Source organism: Streptomyces sp. NPDC059900 (assembly GCF_050270335.1).
GTDB lineage: Bacteria > Actinomycetota > Actinomycetes > Streptomycetales > Streptomycetaceae > Streptomyces.
In genome coordinates this window covers 1-16,917 of record NZ_JBNNJZ010000144.1, presented here as the reverse complement: position 1 = coordinate 16,917, position 16,917 = coordinate 1, and the positions used below count along the sequence as shown (strand labels likewise).

Below are 16,917 nucleotides of genomic sequence, written 5' to 3'. Positions count from 1 at the left end.
CCGGCAGGCCGACGACCTCCAGCGCTATGTGTATCTGCGCTCCCTGCAAGACCGTAACGAAGCCCTCTTCTATGCCGTCCTCGCCCACGACGTACCGACCGCGCTCCCCCTCGTATACACCCCGACCGTCGCTGAGGGATGCAAACACTTCTCCGAACTGTGGCAGCGTCCGCGCGGGCTCTACCTGTCCTGGCCGCACCGGGACCAACTGGTGGAGATGCTGCGCAACCGCCCCCGCAAGGACGTCGACGTCATCGTCGTCACTGACGGGCAGCGGATCCTGGGCATCGGGGACCAAGGGGTGGGCGGGATAGGCATCCCGGTCGGCAAGCTCTCCCTCTACACGCTGATCGGAGGCATCGACCCGGCGCGTACCCTGCCGGTTCTGCTCGATGTAGGCACCGACAACGCCGACCTGCTCGACGACCCCTTCTACCTGGGATGGCGCCACCCTCGCATCAGCGACGACGACTACTTCGCCTTCGTGGACGCGTTCGTGGAGGCCGTGCAGGCCGAGCTCCCCAAGGTGCTGCTGCAATGGGAGGACTTCGCCACCCCGCACGCCGCGCCGATCCTGGAACGGTACCGAGACCGGCTGCTCACCTTCAACGACGACATCCAGGGCACGGCAGCCGTCGCGCTCGGCGCGCTGCACGGGGCGAGCAAAGTCGCCGGCATCCCGCTCAAGGAGCAGCACGTGGTGATGCTCGGCGCCGGGTCCGCGGGCATCGGCGTCATGGACATGGTGCGTCAGGAGATGGTCGACGAGGGCCTGTCGGACGCGCAGGCGCGTGCCCGCTGCTGGATCCTCGACGTCGACGGCCTGCTCACCACCGATCGCGACGACCTCGCCGAGGACCAGCGTGCCTTCGCGCACGATCCCGCCGACGTCGAAGGCTGGGGCGCCGACGGGGCCCCGCAGTTGGCGGATGTCATCGAGAACCTGAAGGTGGGAGTCCTGCTCGGGCTCTCCACGGCCAAGGGCGCGTTCACCGAGCAGATCGTGCGGGCCATGGCCGCGAAGGTGGACCGGCCGATCATCTTCCCCTTGTCCAACCCCACGGCGAACGCGGAGGCCCGGCCGGCAGATCTGGATGCCTGGACCGATGGCAAAGCCCTGCTGGCGACGGGCTCGCCTTTCCCGCCGCTGCACCGGGACGGCGCCGACATTCCGGTCGCACAGTGCAACAACGTCTACGTCTTCCCGGCCGTGGGCCTGGCGGTGACCGCGGCACGGGCCAACCGCGTGACCAACGCGATGATGCGGGCCGCTGCCCGCGCGCTCGGTGACGCCTCTCCGGCGCTCTCGGACGCGAAGGCTCCGCTGCTCCCGGCCTGGGCGGACGTCCGGGACACAGCCGATGGCATCGCACTGGCCGTGGCGCGCCAGGCCGTCGCCGACGGTGTCGCCCCGGACGCCACCGACGACGAACTGCGCACCGCGATCCGGGACACCCGATGGATGCCGGGCTACTGAGCGACAGCGCAGCTTGGACCATTCCGCCGCCCACCGACCGACCGTGAGGGCTTGCCCCAGCCCGCCACGAGCATGCCGTGATCGCTGACCCCGCACCCGATGATCGCGGTGGGGAACTGCCCGAACTTGGTCCGCCCCGGCACGGAGCGTTCTATCTTGGGCAATTGACGAGGGGTGACACGGGAGGGCTCGTGGGACAGCGCGACGACCTGCTTGCGGCGGTGCGGGCGCGGCTGGATCGTGTGGCTGCCACTGAGGACGCCACCGCGCTACTGGATCCAACTGCGCTCGAAGAAGCACAGAGTTTGGCGCGATACGGCGCCGGCGGCGAAACCGATCTGGATGCTGCGTATGCGCTCGGCTGGTTCCACTACTGCCGTGCTCTGGCCCTCCCTCCAGCGGAAGCCGAAGAGGAGGTCCGCAAAGCGGTCGACTTCTTCGCACCTTGTTTCATCGCGGGTGCGGACGACATACCGCTGCCGCTGCTCCATTTCGTTGTCAGCCAGGCTGTCCTCGACGAATTCGGGGGCGCCCTGCACCCCGATACAGACCCGGATCATCTGACGCAGGCCGTTTCCTTGTGGAGACGCATCATCGGGATCGCGCCGGACAGCGACCCGGCCAAGCCGGCCTACCTGAGCAATCTCGGCTTCGCCCTGCGGCTGCGGTTCCAGCAGACCGGGGAGCCTGAGGACCTTGAGGAGGCCATCGCGGTGGGCCTCGCCGCATTCGAGGCCATACCCGAGGATTCCCCCGACCGGGCCGTGTGCCTGATGAACCTCGGCATCGCCTTGCAGCTGCACGACGCCCGAGCCGGAGGCACGCCGGACTCGGACGGGCTCATGGAAGCCACCCGCCAATTGCAGGCCCTGCGCCATATGCAATCCGAGCGGGCCCTCGCCGACGACGACACAGCGAACCTCCACGAAATGGGGGAAGACGCACTCGCCGCCCTCCTCGCTGTTGCTGACGAGTACCCCGAGCTGGACGTGCCCACGAGCAACGCCAAAAGAGCCCTGCTCGAACAGATACTGCAGAGCGGATCGCTGGCGCATCCGGAAGCGGCGGCCGACAACATCCGCGCGCTCCTGCAGATCGGAGCGAGCCCGGCACCCGGCCCACCACCGGCCTACGCCGGCCGCTACCGGCTGGAGGGGCGCCTCGGATTCTGGGATCTGGGCATCGTGCACCTCGCTCGCAGTGCCTCCGGGCTGCAGCTCGCGGTGAAGATCGTCACCTCCGATTACGCCGGGGATTCCGATTTCAGGCGGCGCTTCCGGCAGGAGATCACCGCGGCGCGAAGGGTGAGCGGGGACCATATCGCGCCCATCGTCGAGGCCGATACGGAAGCCGAGCACCCGTGGTTGGCCACACCGTTCATTCCCGGGCCCGACCTTGCTGAGCACGTGCAGCAGAACGGCCCCATGTCTCCCGCCCAATTGCGCCAGCTGATGACCGGGCTCGCGGAGGCGCTGCGCGACATCCACCGGGCCGGGGTCGTTCACCGGGATCTCAAACCGAGCAATGTGCTGCTCGCCGAAGACGGTTGGAAGGTCCTCGACTTCGGGTTGTCCCGCCCGGCGGACTCCGAACTGCTCACCGCGACCGGGTCTTTGGCCGGCACTGCGGCGTTCATGGCACCCGAGCAGTTCAGAGATCCGCGGCAGGTCGGTCCCGCGGCTGACATCTTCGCGCTCGGGTCGGTGATGGTGCACGCGGCGACGGGGCGCGGGCCGTTCGACTCCGACAGCCCGTATGTCGCCGCCTACCAAATAGTGCACGATGAGCCCGACCTGCTAGGCGTACCAGAGAGCCTCGCGCCGCTGATCATGCGGTGTCTCGCCAAGTCCGCCGAAGACAGGCCCACGCCGCATGAATTGATGCGCGAGCTGGCGGTGCCGCTTCCCGAGCGGGCTCCGCCGCGCTGTCAGGTGCACCTGCCCCTCCTCGACGACGATCCTCGGGTCGGCACCCCCGCGCGCCTGGCCGTGGAGCTGGTGGCAGACTCCGAGCATCCATGGGCCCGCCCGGGTGAACGGCCCTCGCTGGACATCGTGGCCATACCGCTGAGCAGTGCGGAGGTCATCCCGGCCACTGCGCTGTATGAGCCCGCAACCTCCACGGCCGCGCAGTTCCGCGTCACGGCCGGGGAGGCCGGCACGCATCGGATCCGCCTTACTTTTCTGCACCATGAGACCGGTCTCGCACTGCAGCAGGTGGAGACGGACCTGGACATCACGGAACCCGAGCCCACCCGGGCAAGACCGCTGCGGCCGCGCACGGGGAGGTCCTGACCCAGTGACCCGCACCTTGACTGCCCACGTCGTTCAGGACCCCAGCGACGGCTTCCGCTTCCTTCCCCAACTGGAGACGGCGCCTCCCGATCTCCGCGTCAGTTTCGATGTCCTCGGCGGCGGCCGTATCCGGGCCCGGATGTCGGGTCGGGCGGTTCCCGCGCTCCAGGGCACCGAGCACAAGGCCGACCTCAGCGCCCGGCCCGACGAGGTGCGCGCCGCGGCGGCCCGGCTCTGCAGCCGCTGGAAGGAGCGGTTCGTCGACTTCCAGCCGGTCGACGGCCAGGGCCGGTCACTGCGAGATCGCCAGCGTCCCTACGCGGTGTCCGCCGATCTCAGCGCAGAGCCGGAGGACGAACTGCGCGCGGTGGTGGCCGATCTGGTCCGCGGCGGCCAATCTCTGCTGTTCGACACTCTGCTGCGCGGAGAGGACAGGCAGACCGAGATGTTCCGCGCCTACCTGCGATCTGCCCTTTCCATGCAAGGGCTGCGCGTACGGTTCGACTCCGATCTGCATCTGCCCTGGCCGATGCTCTGCACCGCGGACGACTCCCCCGCGTCCGCAGCGACGCTGGATGACCTGTTCGCGCGCTTCCTCGGCCACCGACACCAGATCGAGCACACAGGCGATGCCTACGCGTGGATCGGGGCGTCTCGCACGGCTCCGCAGCGGCCCGCCGTCAGCCTGAACCACGATGTCCGCGTGGGCCGTGCGACCCGGGCGGACGAGGTCGCAAAGGTACTGGCGGACGGCACGACATGCACGGTACGCACCACCCATGAGGACTTGGTCCGCGACTTCGGGAACGCAAACCTGGACGAGCAGTTGATGTACTTCTGGTGTCACGGCGAGTTCATCGCCAACGAACCCGAACCCTACGTCCTGGTCATCAAGCTCACCGACGGAACTCCCTTCGACGGGCATACCGTACGTGAGCTGCGCGCACGCCACCGGCACAGCTGTTTCCGACCGCTCGTCCTGCTCAACGCGTGCTATGCCGGAGTCTCCGGGGCGAGCGCGGACCGTGCCTTCCTCGGTCGCATGCTCATCGAGCACGGCGCGCAGGGGGTGCTCGGGCCGCAGATCGCGATGCCACAGGCGTTCGCCGCCGAGTACGCCCTCGAATTCGTCACGCGCTACCTGCGCGGCGAGGCGACCGCCGGCCGGATCGCTCACGAGTTGGCCCTGCACTTCACCACTGCCTACCGCAATCCTCTCGGACTCACCTACGGGCTGCACAGCGGCATGGACGCCCGTCTGGAACGAGCAGACGGAGGCGAGGCATGAGCACTGTCGCCGCGGTCGAGGCCGTCGATCTGGACGAGAGCGGCTGGCTGCTCGACACCGGCACCGGTGAGCCCGTGCCCGAGCACCGGCTCCGCACCTACTTCACCGAACGCCTCGCCCCACCCTCCTGGGCGACGGACATACTCGTCTACGTCCACGGCTGGCAGACATCCACCGGCTCCGCCCGTCGCGCAGCCGAACGGCTGCTGGCCCTGGTCCACAGCACCCGCACAGCGGCACCGACCCGTTATCCGGCCCTGGCGGCCCAGGCCTTCAACCCCTGGTGTGTCGTCGTGCGCTGGCCCTCGTCCAGCCCCATCACCCCTGCGGGCTACCGCCGGATCCGGGACCGAGCGCACACCATGGGCGCGCGCCAGGGAGGCGGACACGCGGCGCACATCCTGGGCCGGCTCCTTGGCTATCTGGACACCGAGCGCGCCGACCCCGCGGCCGCACCCGTGCTGACCAACCGTGACGGGCAGTACCTGCACCTGGTCGGGCACTCCTTCGGCTGCCGATTCCTGTGCGAGGCGGTGCAATGGGCGGCCGATGCCCGGCTCGGCGACACACTCGGCTGGAATGCGGCGGACCCCTCACCGTCCCGCCCGTTCAACGCCGACAGCATGCTGCTGTTCCAGATGGCAGCACGGCGTGACGCGTTTCTCTCTCTGTTCCCCTCGCTCCTGCCCGGTGAGGCCCACGACGGCGCACCACTCAAGGGCCCCGTCGTCGCCACATACTCACGCCACGACCGGGCGACGGGCTTCTGGCACCTGCGGGCCGAGGCGCAGCCCGGCATCGGGCACTCCGGGATCGGTCCGGCACCCGCGCCCATGTTCACCACGCGTCTGCTGCCGCTGGACGAGAGGTATCCGCACTCGGCGCTCGACCACCGCTTCGTCAACATCGACGCCTCGGACGTGTACGTCCGCGGGCGCCGACTCAGCCCGGCGGGCGCCCACTCCGACCACCTGCGCCCGGAGTCGGCCCACCTGCTGCTGACCCTCGCGGACTACTCACGCTGAGGCCGCCTGTGCCAGGCCGCGGACAGAGAACCGCATCCGCCGCCCCGGCTCGATCCGGGAATGCTCGGTTGCTGCCACCGGTCGCGGCCCCGCTGCCGTCGAATGACAAGCTGGCCCCTCTCGTCCATGCATGTGGGAAGGTCGGCCCGAAACTCAATGAGCAGCACTACTCCCAGCGCCCTGGAGCGGGTCGCCGGTCATCAGCAGCGGTTCAATGCGGCCTTCGAGAAGTACTTCGCAGATCTCCCCGGCGATCTCAACGGTGCGCATCTGGGCCGTTTCCCGGCGCGCTGTCTGGAGTTGCTGGCGCAGTTGTCCCTGCGCGGCGGGAAGCGGGTCCGGGTCGCCCTGCTCTACGAAGCGGCCGGTCTCGTCACCGGGGAGGAGGTACCGGGTCTTGCGGAGGCAGCGCTGAGTCTTGAGCTGCTGCACAGCCACGCGCTCATCCTCGACGACATCATGGACGATTCGCCGACACGGCGCGGTGGCCCCTCGACGTACTACGCGTGCCGCGAGGACCTCCCGCACAACCCGCAGGCCGCGCTGGGACTGGCCATGATGGTGGGTGATCTGGCCGGTTTCCTGGCGCTGCGCGTCCTGTTCGGGGCCGATCTGCCCGCCGCCAGCAAGCAGACCCTGATGGACGTCCAGCTCGGGGTGACGACCGACACCGTCATCGGCCAGGTCCTCGACCTCGAACGTGACGTACTCCCCTCCCCCGACGAGGCGTTGCTGGAGACGCTCGTCGAGTACAAGACTTCCCGTTACACCATCCTGGCTCCCCTACGCCTGGGCCTGTTGGCCGCAGGCCAGGACCTGGCAGAGCATGAGGAGAGCCTGCGCCGCTATGCGCAGCTGGCCGGCCTCAGCGGCCAGATACGCGACGACTACCTGGACCTCTTCGGCGACCCCGAGACCACCGGCAAACCCGGGGGTGCCGACCTGCGGGCCGGTCGCCTCACCTACCTGACCCGCCAACTCCTCGCCGTCACCAGCGGAGACGAGCACGCCACCGTCAAAGCCGCCCTCGGCTCCCCCCACTGCACACCGCAGACGGTCGATCGCATCCGGGACATCGCCCACCGCAACAACGTCCACACCCGCTTGCAGACGGCCATCGACCACTACGCCCGGGCCGCGGCAGACGAAGCTGCCTCCTGGCACCGGCACTGGAACGGACAGGCCGTCACTCTCTTCGAGCAACTGCCGCTGTGGAACGCCCGCAGAACCCGGTGACGACTACAACTCGATGCCGCACGCTCTGCCGGGCCGGCATGTGGTCATCGCCCGCTCGATCGTATGGCGGCGGGCCTGGGAAAGTGGCTGGCCCGCAGCCGCCAGGCGGCACGCGCAGGGCGGCTCGGGAGCCCCGTTCGAGAGTATGGTGCCCTGATGAATGAGCTGATTACGGGGGGAAATGCCCCTCTGCGCAGGGGGGTTGATTCGCGTGTCGAACGGCTCCGCCGGATCACCGGTTTCATCACCGTGTACGGAGAGGAGGACGACCCGCGGCTCGCGGTGTTCGCCCGCCTGTGGCACGTCGAACGCGTGGCCCTGGCAGCCCGGATGATGTGCGCCATCACCGGCGCGCAAGAGGTCGAACGGGTCGAGAGGCTGGTGTGGCTTCACGATCTGAACAGGTGGCCCTTCGCCCACAACGCGGAACGCGGCAACTTCGATCAGGCCGCCAATGTGGCCGCCTACTTTGCCGACGACCTCGGGCTCGACCAGCGCGATGTGCGTGACCTGCGAGGCATCCACGAAAAGGCTGCGTCGGCCCTGTCGTGCGAGGGCAGGACCGTCCTGTTGGCCGATGCCCTCACCGGAGCGATCGAGGACATCCTCTTCGCTGTGACAGGCCTGAACCTGCACCCCAGGGCCATCCCTGGTGACGTGGAGGACCGATTGGAGCTGTCACTGTGCGAAAGTCAGTGGTACGGCCTGTGCGAGGGGATGGCACGGAAGTTCCACAGTACGGGTGAACCTCGCGTAGCCGAGTACCAGGAGGATTTCCGGTACGTATTCGGCGCACTACTAAAGGAATTCCTCGATCGCCATGGCGCGAGCGGCCTGACGTCGGACAGCACTCGCCTGCTGGGAATCACCAGGTACGTCCGGGAAAGATTCATCGCACCGGTGGTCTTCCCGCTGAACAACGAGAAGGTCTGCCATTCCTCCTGGATCAGAAACGAGGTCGTCCCCTGGTACCTGCGAAACGTGCACGACGCCCGGCAGCGGCTGCTGAAAATCGACGAGTACGAGTTCGTGTCGGATGTCCTGGCACGGAAATCCCCCTTCGAGGCATCGCAGTTCGTGGCGGACATCGGGTACGTGTCCCGGGAAACACCGGAGTCGGCGTTCGTCTCCTGAAAACGGACCGCCACGGCAGCTGACGATCTCCTGACACGCGGTCAACACTGAACGGGCACAGGCCGATCGCAAAGGATTTCAAGGCGTCTGCGCGGCTTGGCCGACTGGACGCGGCCGAGAATACCGGAGTGATGGATGCGGGTGGATACGCGGCGCGGGCGGCTGCGGTGACGAGTGTCGCCACGTTGGTAGTGACGATCGTCGTCGCAGGCCGCAGGGAACAGCGCCGATGGGCCCGCGGAGCTCTGACAGACGCGTTCGTGGCATTCCTGTCGGCGAGTTGGCAGCACTCCGACCTCGCGAAGGGATCGGCGACGTCGCCCGACACCTCGTCGGCCGACGCGATGGCCGGACAGTACGGCGAGATGGGGCTCCGGCGTACCTGAGGTATGACCGCAGTCGTTCACCGGGTGCGAACTCGCGGCAGCGGCAGGGGCGTTGATGCAGCACTTCGCGCACGCCTGCCCGGCCGCACCGACGTTGCGCCCCAGGCACGGGCAATGACAGCCTGCCTCGAGAACACTGGAACGTTCCGCTGTCCTTGCCCCACCCTGACCAAGTGAAAGAGGCACTGTCATGAGCAGTGAGCCGGCAGACATCCACAAAATAGACACCTCCCTTCCGCACAGCGCGCGCGTATGGAACTACTGGCTGGGCGGCAAGGACCATTACGAGTCCGACCAACGGGCCGGGGACGCCTACAAGGAGAAGTTTCCTCTGATCGTCCCGATGGCCCAGGAGTCGCGCGACGTACTGCGTCGCTCGGTGACCTGGATGGCGCAGCAAGGCATCAGACAGTTCCTCGACGTGGGCGCCGGGCTGCCCACGGCCAACAACACCCATGAGATCGCCCAGCGCATAGCGCGGGACAGCCGGGTGGTCTACGTGGACCACGACCCGATCGTCCTCATGCACGTCGACACACTGCTGCGCAGCACGCCCGAAGGCGCCACCGATTACGTGCTGGCGGACATGCGCGACACCGACACCATCCTTCAGGGCGCGGCGAAAACGCTCGACATGTCCCAGCCCGTCGGCCTTGTGATCAATGATGTGCTGGGGCATATCGACCCCTGGGAGGACGTGCTGGCTCTGGTGCGCGGCCTGGTGGCGGGTCTTCCTTCCGGCAGCTATGCCTCACTGAGTCATTCCGATGCCGACGACGAGCTGCACCGCAGCGTGCAGGAGGAGTACAACAACTCGGGTGCCATTCCCTACATCCTGCGCAGCCCCAAGCAGACGGTTTCGCTCTTCGACGGTCTGGAACTGGTCGACCCGGGCTTCGTTTGCTGGCCGGAGTGGAAGCCGGACGCGGCCATGCCCGGCACGCTGACCGTCAGGGCCGGGTGGGTCGGCGTGGCACGCAAGCCGTAGCGGCCGCGGCAGCCGCCCCGCCCGGGTTGCCCCTGACCGGTGAGCACTGAGCCGGTCAGGGAGGGCCAGGGATCCTCCGCGCCTGGTCACTGGCGCCGGTAGTTGCTCAGGTCAGCGGCTCGTGGTTGACCCAGATCGCCTTGTAGGGGTGCCGGCCCTGCCAGCGCTTGATGAGGTCGAGGGCCCCGGGCATCGCGAGGGTGGCGTTCAGGGCATCGAGGTCGGCCACCTGCAGTTGCAGGATGGCGCTGGCGATGGCCACCGGAGCGTGGCCATTGTCGCGGCCGTCGCGGCGGCCTGAGGAGCGGACGGCCAGCCTGCGCTTCAGAGGCAGATCACGATCTTTCCGCGGGTGCGGCCGCGCTCGGCGTGCGCGTGGGCCTCGGCGATCTGCTCCAAGGGATAGCTCTGTTCGATGCGGGGTGTGTAGCGGCCCCGCTGCCCCAGTTCCGCGGCCGCGGACAGGAGGGCCGGGTCGTTCTCCGCGTTGACCACATGCGTGCCCAGGCGCTGTCCGCCCGCGTGGTCGGCGACCGTCGCGACGCGCGTCGGGTCGCCCGCGATCGCGACGAGGTCTCCCAGGGATCCGGAGGCCGCGGTGTCGAGCACGACGTCGATGCCGTGCGGCGCCAGAGCGGCCAGGCGCTGCGCGAGGCCGGGGCCGTAGGTGGTGGGGACGGCGCCGAGAGAGGCGAGGAACTCGTGGTTGCGTTCGCCGGCTGTTCCGAACACGGTGGCGCCTTGTGCGACAGCGATCTCGACTGCCGCGCTGCCCACGCCTCCCGCGGCGCCCTCGACGAGGAGACGGCGTCCCGCGAGAGCGCCGAGCGCGTTCAGGCCGCGCATCGCGGTGACGGACGCGAGAGCGGCGCCCGCGGCCTGCTCGTCCTTCCACCTGTCGGGGGTGTGGGCCCAGGCCGAGAGGATGACGAGCTCGGCGCTCGCGCCGGTGACACCACCCAGCCCGAAGACGCGGTCGCCGATGCTGACCCCCTGCACTCCGTCGCCGATTTCGTCCACCACCCCGGCCGCCTCGCGCCCGGGGACGGCGGGCAGTTCCAGGGGGATCAGCCGGCGCAGGGCGCCGGCGCGCAGCTTCCAGTCGATGGGATTGACGCCGGCCGCCGCGACGCGGATGCGGATCTCACCGGGTCCGGGGTGGGGGGCGGGGGCCGGCTCGATCACCAGGTTCGCCGCTGGGCCGTATGCGTGGAAGCGGGCTGCGCGCATCATGTTCTGCCTTGCCTTTGCCTGTCGAGATGACGAGTTGACGAGTTGAGGGTGTTCGTTCGACGCCTGTTGCTCTGCATCCGGCGGTGGACGCGCGGTGCGGATCGACCAGCCGGAGGGCCTCCCCCACGGTCACGGTCCTGCCTGCCGGAATACCTCCCGTTGCGTCGATGCTCGAGAAGGTATCCGGAGGGTCGGTCACCAGCTGGATACCAAGACCGCAGACGGGAGACCCTCGATGACGCAACGCCCGCCGTTGCCGCCTGACTTGTTCGACGAGCTGTGCCCGTCCTCGCTGGTGCCGTTCCGCTTCGGCGACAAATGGGCGCCCATGATCCTGCGCTGCCTGGACGACGGCCCGCGCCGGTTCTCCGAACTCCGCGTGCCCCTGCGCCGCGTCACCCAGAAGGTGCTCACCGCCTCGCTCCGCGGCCCGGAGGCGAACGGGTTCGTGTCCCGTACGGTGCACCCCGACCCGAAACTGCGGGTGGAGTACGCGCTGACACCGCTGGGCCGCAGCGTGCTGGAGCCGCTGGACGCCGCGTGCCGGTGGACCACCGAGCACTGGGACGAACTGCTCGACGCCCGTGAGAACGCCGAGAACGGCGCCGCCCCCGCCAGCTGAGGCGAACCCGCGGTGCGTGCCATGACCGCAGGTCCCCGCATCCCCGTCTGCTGCCTCCGGGTCCACGCCGCGCCGATGCCCGCCCCCGCGGGTGGCACACCCGTCCGGCCGCCCGCCAAAGCCCCAGGTCACGACATCACCGCAGGTCACATGGGGTGGCGTAACTTCGCGGCAACATTGCTCGCCTAGCGTCGGTGCCCGGCGCGACGTGTCGTCCGCGCCACGATGCCGACATATCCACCTTGAGGGAGCCATGCGCGATCCGAAGCCGGGGCCGGGCGGTGAGGGGGCCGGCGTGCCGCTGACGCGGGCCGACCGGGCCCGAACCGTGGCCAGCGTGTTGCGCAGGCAGGTCCTGCGCGGCGCCTTTCCCGGTGGCGTACTGCCCGATGAGCGAGCCCTGATCGCCGAGTTCGGCGCTTCACGCAACACCGTCCGGGAGGCCCTGGGCGTCCTGCGGGACGAAGGCCTTGTCGAGCGGCGCCGGGGCGTGGGCACGGTCGTGGTCGGCCGCGCCTACGAGCATCCGCTGGGCGAACTGTCGGGGCTCGCCGAGGTGCTCCAGCGGCACGGCGCCGTCGTCAACGAGGTACGCGAAGCCCGCATCCTGCGGCCGCCGCTCACCGTCGCCCGCCGGCTGGCTCTGCCGGAAGGAAGTCCGGCCGTCTACCTGGAGCGGCTGCGCCGGGTCGACGGCATTCCCCTGTCTCTGGACTGCACCTATCTCATCCCCGAGGTGGGTGAGGCTCTGCTGGCGCACGCCGGGAAGACGCCGCGCGCGCTGGAGAACCACGATGTCTTCGATCTGATCGAGACCGCGACGGGCATGCCGCTCGGCTCGGCCGAGGTGTCCGTCCAGGCGACGGTCCCCGATCCGGCGACCTGCGCGGTCCTTGAGATGCCCGAGGGCGGCGCGCTCCTGGCCGTCGAACGTCTCACCTTCCTGGCCGACGGCCGCCCCGCCGACCTGGAGTTCCTTCATCTGCGCGGGGACCGGCTGACCCTGCACGCCACTCTCGACCGGGCGAGCAGGCATACCGGCCCCGCCGACAGCTCGCTGCTGTAGCCGCATCGCGGTCCGCCCCGCGCGACCACGTCTTCGTCAGGAGGCGTCGGCGTCGTGCGGTGTGCCGTGCTGCGCCCGGCTCCTCTTCCACGGAGGTCTCGTTGGATCACGCCGACCCCGCCACCGCTCCGGGCACCGCGCCCGCCGGCCCTCCCGCGCAGGCAGCAGCCCGCCGCCCGCACCGTCCGCCCGCGCTGACGACGCTGGCCATGTGCCTGTGCGTCACCTTGGTGGTCGGCATGGTGTCCGCCGTCAATCTGGCCATCCCCGATCTGTCGGCGGACGCGTTGCGCCCCTCCGCTCAGGCGGTGGTGTGGGTGGTGGACGGCTATGTCGTCATCTTCGCCTGCTTGCTGGTGCCCGCGGGGGCGCTCGCCGATCGCCGGGGCCGCAAGGGAACGCTCATGTGCGGCATGGGTGTTTTCGCGCTCGGCGCGGTGATCTGCGCCGCGGCACCGCACATCAGCGTGCTGATCGCCGGACGCATGATCAGCGGGGCGGGTGCGGCCGCCGTGCTGCCCACCACGCTCGCCCTGCTCGTCGAGGGGCTGCCCGAGCAGGCTCGGCCCAAGGCCGTCGGCGTGTGGGCGTCCATGACGGGGCTGGCTGCCGTGCTGGGGAATGTGGGCGGCGGTGCCGCGATCGAGTACGGCAGTTGGCGCACGCTCTTCCTCTGCCTGATTCCGCTCGCCCTGTGCGCTCTGCTCCTGGTGGCCGCCGTGGCCCCGGTCACCGCCCGTCGCCCCAGCCCCGCCGCACCGCTGGCCGGCGCGCTGCTCACCGCCGGGTTCCTGGCCCTGCTCTACGCGATCGTCTGCGGCCCGCAGTCGGGCTGGAGCGCCCCGCCGGTGCTGGCCGCCTGCACCGCGGCCATCGTGCTCCTTGCCGCCTGGGCCCGGCATGAACTGCGCGCCCGCGACCCGCTCCTGGACCCCCGGCTCTTCGCGCGACCGGCCGTCCGGGCGGGCGCGATCGGCATGGCCACGCTCTTCGCCGGCATGTTCGGTCTCTTCTACCTCAACGGCCAGTACCTGCAGTACGCGAAGGGATACGGGCCGCTCGAAGCAGGGCTGCGGTTGCTGCCGATGGCGGCGGCGCTCCTTGCCGGTCCGCGCCTGGGCCTGCTGCTCGAGCGGGTGTGCGGGCGCCGCGGCACCGTTCTTGCCGGGATGTTGGTGCTGGCCGCCGGGCTGTGCGTGGTGTCGGCCGCCGATGCCCGCACCCCCTACGCTCTCTACGCCCTGGGGGCCGCACTCACCGCGCTCGGCTGCGGCACAGCGAGCCCGCTGCTTTCGCACGCCGTGATGAGTGCGCTGCCCCCGCAGCGGGCGGGGACCGGCTCCGCCGTGCAGAGCCTGGCACGGGAGCTGGGCAGTGCCGTCGGGATCGCCGTCACCGGCACCATCACCACCTCCGTCTTCACCGCCCGCCTCCCTTCCCGCCTTCCCGGCCCCGGCCGGCCGTCGACGGTCGCCGAAGCCGCCTCCCGCACCTCCGACACCCACCTGCGTACGGCGGTCGTCGACGCGTTCACCGCGGGCCTGCACACCGCGACGCTGGCCCTGGCCGCTGCGATCACGCTGGTCGCGTTCGCCGTGGCACGGTGGCTTCCGCCGGAGCGGTGAGCCGCCACGAACGGCAGCGGTCCAGGCATCCGGGGCCGGTTCACCGCCCCGTAGCTACCGCGGCTCCACGCGCTGCAACCCGGCGCGGCGCACCACCTCGGGACCGACCTTCGCCGCCTGTGCCACCAGCGCGGGCCCGTCCCAGTCCGGCGGCCACCCCTCCCACAGCCGCAGCTTGCCGTCGACCACGACAGCGGTGATCTGGTCGCGGTTGGCCAGCCGGACCAGCTCCCACTCCAGGTCCCAGGAGGGCGTAAGCTCGGGGACGTCGATGTCCACTACGAGGAAGTCAGCGGCCTTGCCCACCGCGATCTCCCCGGTCACCTTGCCAAGACCGAGCGCGTCGGCACTGAGCGACGTCGCGTGCTCCAGCCACAGCCTTCCCGCGCCGCACGAGGAATCGCCCGCCGCGATGCCGTACGCGAGCCGCTGTGCCGTCTCCGCGGCGTCGACGAGACGGAATCCGTCGCCGCGCGTGCCGTCCGTGCCGGTCCCGAAGCGCACCCCCAACGCGGCCAGCATCGTGGCGTGTGCGACGGCGTTGCCCTTCCAGGCGCTGGCCACGGGGTTGTAGCTGATGGCCGCGCCGGAGTCGGCGAGCATCCGCATCTCGTCGGGCGTGAGCAAGGTGGCATGCGAACCGAGCGTGTGCGGACCGAGTGCTCCCAGATGGTGCAGCTGCTCGACCGGGCGGCGCCCCACGCTCTTCAACGACCGCTCCACGGAAGCCAGGTGCTCGTTGACGTGGATCTGGAAGACCGCGCCGGCCTCGCGGCACAGGTCCGCCGTCCGCTTGAGGATTCGTCCGGGCGCGTCCTCGGGCACGGGGATGGCCAGCGAGGGATGGATCAGCGGATGCGCCTCCCACCGGCGCAGATGTTCCGGCCCGCCCTTCCCGTCGGACACGACCTTGGACAGCACGCAGCGGAGACCGGCCTCTTCCGTCGCCTTCGCCAGCACGGCCACATCGACCGGCGCCCGCGTCCCGGCATCAGCGACCGTCGTGAAGCCGCCGCGCAGCGCCTCCAGGGAGGCCAGCTTCGCCGACACGTAGGCGCTCTCCTTGTCGAGGGCGTGTTCCAGCGGCTCCCAGATCGTCTTGAAGATCTCCGAAGGCTGCCCGAACGACTGGGCCTTGCCGAAGCTCTGCGTCAGGTGGTGATGCGCGTCGACGAATCCCGGCATGATCAGGTGCCCGTCCAGCCGCACCGGCCGCAGCCCGGGGTGCGCGGCCATCAGCTCGCGCGCCGGGCCGACCGCCTTGAACTTCCGGCCGTCGACCAGGACGGCCTGGCCGCGCTTGGGCCCCTCCGGCAGCATCAGCAGCTCCGGTACGAGCAACTTCCTGGCCCCGCTGAACTGCTCCGCCCGCACCGCACCGGGTGAGCCGGGGCCGTTCTTCGTGCCGGTGGCCGCGCTCGCACTCCCGGCTGCCGGAGCACTGATCAGCCCGGCGGCACCCGCCAGCCCCGCCCCGACCAGAAGCCCGCGTCTGCCGGGCCGCTGCTCTGTCTGCTGCTCTGGCCGTTGCTCTGTCTGCTCCGCCGAGCCGGGCCGCTCCTGCTGTTGCCGTTCGCCTGGCCCGTGTTCCGCTGACCGCTCGTTGCGCTGCTCGCTCGCCAACTCACCCGCCCACTTTCGTACTTCACATGCCTGCGCAGCCGTCATTCCGCGCACGCCTGACTCCGCGTACGGGCGCGCCACGGTGCGCCGTATCTGCGGCGGGTCCCGTGGTCAGCCGTACGCGAGGCCAGTCGTGCGGGGTGGCCCGACCCTAGGACGACCGCCGGTTGCGGAACAAGACTTCCGGCATGCGGGATCCGAGCCTCGGGGAAGGCAGGTGGCACAACTGCCGCCCGCCCTCACGGACCCCCTGGTCAGAGCGCATATCTGACCTGCCTGCAGTGGCGTAACCTCACCGAAACATGATGTTGAAGGTGCCGCCGACCGCTAGAGATGGGTACCGGCACGGCGCATCACTGCGGCCCCTCCCCCGCGTCGACGACTCCGGCAGCGCGAGCAGCGGCCAGCCAGTCGGGAAACTCCTGCAGCAGCTGGTCGTACAGAGCACCGTCACTCATGGCCCGCGGATCCCGGCCGGCGTGGAAGAACCCGGCGTTGTCCACAATCCGCTTGCCGGGAACAGACAGCTCATCAAGACGGCACAAGAAACGGAACTCGTTGTCGTCGGGATCACCGAAGCCGACGAACTGCCAGAACAACGGAAGCCGGGCCGCCTTGCACAGGAAGCGTTCCGCGGCGGCCCGGCTGGTGGGCCCGCCGTCGGTCTGGAACACCACGAGGGCCGGCGCCGTGCTGCCGGAGTCGACGTAATGATCTATCACCGCGTCCATGGCCCAGTGGTAGTTCGTCCGCCCCATGTGCCCCAGCGCCTGGTGCAGCTTCTCGATGCGGCCCGCGTAGTTGCCCAGATGCAGATCGGCTGACCCGTCGAGGTCGGTGGAGAAGAACACCACCGGCACCACACCGTCATCATCCAGATGCGCGGACAGCGACAGCACCTGCTCGGCCAGGTGCTGGAC

14 protein-coding genes and 1 pseudogene are annotated in these 16,917 nt (G+C 69.7%); 11 read left to right on the top strand and 4 right to left on the bottom strand.

Annotation, left to right across the window (positions count from 1 at the left end):
- The 8 genes and pseudogenes from ACQKIP_RS20380 to ACQKIP_RS20345 all read left to right on the top strand — a co-directional run.
- Positions 1-1,477, top strand: a 1,477-nt coding sequence (locus ACQKIP_RS20380) for an NAD-dependent malic enzyme (protein WP_427743668.1), incomplete at its 5' end; no start/stop codon positions are given.
- A 1,088-nt stretch (positions 1,478-2,565) separates the two neighbouring features.
- Positions 2,566-3,369, top strand: a pseudogene (locus tag ACQKIP_RS20375) (serine/threonine-protein kinase); the annotation flags it as partial.
- A gap of 406 nt (positions 3,370-3,775) precedes the next feature.
- Positions 3,776-5,059 carry a CHAT domain-containing protein gene (locus ACQKIP_RS20370; protein WP_365856936.1) on the top strand — a complete coding sequence of 428 codons (1,284 nt, stop codon included), beginning with the start codon at positions 3,776-3,778 and terminating at the stop codon, positions 5,057-5,059.
- On the top strand, positions 5,056-6,084 hold the full coding sequence (locus ACQKIP_RS20365) for a hypothetical protein (protein WP_365856934.1): 1,029 nt from the start codon (positions 5,056-5,058) through the stop codon (positions 6,082-6,084). The genes ACQKIP_RS20370 and ACQKIP_RS20365 overlap by 4 nt, the downstream gene beginning before the upstream one ends.
- A 156-nt stretch (positions 6,085-6,240) precedes the next feature.
- The gene (locus ACQKIP_RS20360; protein WP_365856932.1) at positions 6,241-7,320 is read left to right on the top strand and encodes a polyprenyl synthetase family protein; all 1,080 of its coding nucleotides are present in this window, start codon (positions 6,241-6,243) and stop codon (positions 7,318-7,320) included.
- A 156-nt stretch (positions 7,321-7,476) separates the two neighbouring features.
- Complete coding sequence (locus ACQKIP_RS20355; RefSeq protein ID WP_365856930.1) at positions 7,477-8,454, top strand: hypothetical protein; 978 nt, start codon at positions 7,477-7,479, stop codon at positions 8,452-8,454.
- Between the two features lie 128 nt (positions 8,455-8,582).
- On the top strand, positions 8,583-8,840 hold the full coding sequence (locus tag ACQKIP_RS20350) for a hypothetical protein (RefSeq protein ID WP_427743662.1): 258 nt from the start codon (positions 8,583-8,585) through the stop codon (positions 8,838-8,840).
- Positions 8,841-9,030: 190 nt separating this feature from the next.
- On the top strand, positions 9,031-9,828 hold the full coding sequence (locus ACQKIP_RS20345) for an SAM-dependent methyltransferase (protein ID WP_365856926.1): 798 nt from the start codon (positions 9,031-9,033) through the stop codon (positions 9,826-9,828).
- Between the two features lie 106 nt (positions 9,829-9,934).
- On the opposite strand, the gene ACQKIP_RS20340 is transcribed toward ACQKIP_RS20345, so the two are convergent.
- Positions 9,935-10,090, bottom strand: a complete 156-nt coding sequence (locus tag ACQKIP_RS20340) for a hypothetical protein (protein ID WP_365856924.1) — start codon at positions 10,088-10,090, stop codon at positions 9,935-9,937.
- Positions 10,091-10,152: 62 nt separating this feature from the next.
- Positions 10,153-11,058 carry an NADP-dependent oxidoreductase gene (locus ACQKIP_RS20335; protein ID WP_365857142.1) on the bottom strand — a complete coding sequence of 302 codons (906 nt, stop codon included), beginning with the start codon at positions 11,056-11,058 and terminating at the stop codon, positions 10,153-10,155.
- A 238-nt stretch (positions 11,059-11,296) separates the two neighbouring features.
- Between ACQKIP_RS20335 and ACQKIP_RS20330 the strand changes: the two genes are divergently transcribed.
- The 3 genes from ACQKIP_RS20330 (at position 11,297) to ACQKIP_RS20320 (ending at position 14,374) form a co-directional block, all read left to right on the top strand.
- A complete protein-coding gene (locus tag ACQKIP_RS20330) occupies positions 11,297-11,683 on the top strand; it encodes a winged helix-turn-helix transcriptional regulator (RefSeq protein WP_427743659.1) in 387 nt (128 codons plus the stop codon).
- A gap of 253 nt (positions 11,684-11,936) precedes the next feature.
- The gene (locus ACQKIP_RS20325; RefSeq protein ID WP_365856920.1) at positions 11,937-12,749 is read left to right on the top strand and encodes a GntR family transcriptional regulator; all 813 of its coding nucleotides are present in this window, start codon (positions 11,937-11,939) and stop codon (positions 12,747-12,749) included.
- Positions 12,750-12,850: 101 nt separating this feature from the next.
- Entirely contained in the window at positions 12,851-14,374 is a 1,524-nt protein-coding gene (locus tag ACQKIP_RS20320) for an MFS transporter (protein ID WP_365856918.1), read from the top strand.
- A gap of 54 nt (positions 14,375-14,428) precedes the next feature.
- Here the strand turns inward: ACQKIP_RS20320 and ACQKIP_RS20315 are convergent, their stop codons facing one another.
- Both ACQKIP_RS20315 and ACQKIP_RS20310 read right to left on the bottom strand, forming a co-directional pair.
- Positions 14,429-15,748, bottom strand: a complete 1,320-nt coding sequence (locus tag ACQKIP_RS20315) for an amidohydrolase family protein (RefSeq protein WP_365857140.1) — start codon at positions 15,746-15,748, stop codon at positions 14,429-14,431.
- A 602-nt stretch (positions 15,749-16,350) separates the two neighbouring features.
- A partial coding sequence (locus tag ACQKIP_RS20310) for a VWA domain-containing protein (protein ID WP_427743654.1) occupies positions 16,351-16,917 on the bottom strand: 567 nt, incomplete at its 5' end.

What these genes read in the sequence shown, in the direction of transcription:
- ACQKIP_RS20365 (WP_365856934.1), top strand. Translation starts at nt 5,056, where the DNA reads ATGAGCACTGTCGCCGCGGTCGAGGCCGTCGATCTGGACGAGAGCGGC.
- ACQKIP_RS20360 (WP_365856932.1), top strand. Translation starts at nt 6,241, where the DNA reads ATGAGCAGCACTACTCCCAGCGCCCTGGAGCGGGTCGCCGGTCATCAG.
- ACQKIP_RS20355 (WP_365856930.1), top strand. Translation starts at nt 7,477, where the DNA reads ATGAATGAGCTGATTACGGGGGGAAATGCCCCTCTGCGCAGGGGGGTT.
- ACQKIP_RS20345 (WP_365856926.1), top strand. Translation starts at nt 9,031, where the DNA reads ATGAGCAGTGAGCCGGCAGACATCCACAAAATAGACACCTCCCTTCCG.
- ACQKIP_RS20335 (WP_365857142.1), bottom strand. Translation starts at nt 11,058, where the DNA reads ATGCGCGCAGCCCGCTTCCACGCATACGGCCCAGCGGCGAACCTGGTG.
- ACQKIP_RS20330 (WP_427743659.1), top strand. Translation starts at nt 11,297, where the DNA reads ATGACGCAACGCCCGCCGTTGCCGCCTGACTTGTTCGACGAGCTGTGC.
- ACQKIP_RS20325 (WP_365856920.1), top strand. Translation starts at nt 11,937, where the DNA reads ATGCGCGATCCGAAGCCGGGGCCGGGCGGTGAGGGGGCCGGCGTGCCG.